The 649-nt window shown below is 56.5% G+C and carries 1 protein-coding gene; it reads right to left on the bottom strand.

Annotation, left to right across the window (positions count from 1 at the left end; translation table 11 throughout):
* Window positions 1-649: hypothetical protein (locus WKT20_RS18175; RefSeq protein WP_340417883.1), on the bottom strand; the 649-nt coding region annotated here is incomplete at both ends.

The following is a 649-nucleotide window of genomic DNA, read 5'->3' as shown; positions in this document are numbered from 1 at the left end:
ACAGTCGTTCATATCCTCCGCATCGGCATAGAAGTTCGAGCTTTCGTCATGCAGGGGGAAATAGGTCATCTCCCCGTCCGGGTTGTTCACTTCCACCTGCTGCCCGGCCATCTCCACTTTCCGGCTCGTGGGTATCTTGGTCACCTTGGCCAATACGCGGTGGCGCTTGGACAGGATGGCATTCACATGCCCGCTCATTTTGTACGTATTGCCGAATTTGTACCCTGTCTTGTTGTCCAGGTTCGAAACATTGGCATCGTCGGCCACACTGTCGTCAAACTCAATCATCGTATAAGGCGGCTGCTTGATGGCCAGTTCCGGATAACGGGCGGCATACATCTCCAGTTCCTCGTCAGCCAGATACTTCGTCAGGGTCAGCTTACCGCGAAGGCCCGAGTGGCGGTCATCCACCGCACCCGTCTGCGTGTACGTTCCGTAATCGAAATACTTCTTCAGCAGCGTTCCGTCGTCTTCCCGGTCTATCTCCAGCACAAAGCGCTCCAGCTTGCCGCTGCCGTTCAGTTTGGCCTGGTGCAGGCGTTCCAGCATGGCAAACCCGTCGATGCCGGGGCAGTTGGTATAGCGGTATCCCCGCACGTTGTTGATGCCTTCCAGCACCAGGCCGCTGTCCTGCAGTTTGGTCAGATAC

The sequence above is a fragment of the Phocaeicola sp. ICN-14070 genome (assembly GCF_037892625.1).
In the GTDB taxonomy this organism is placed as follows: domain Bacteria; phylum Bacteroidota; class Bacteroidia; order Bacteroidales; family Bacteroidaceae; genus Phocaeicola; species Phocaeicola plebeius.
The sequence above is the reverse complement of the archived record's forward strand: the minus strand, read 5'-3'. Positions and strand labels throughout refer to the sequence as shown.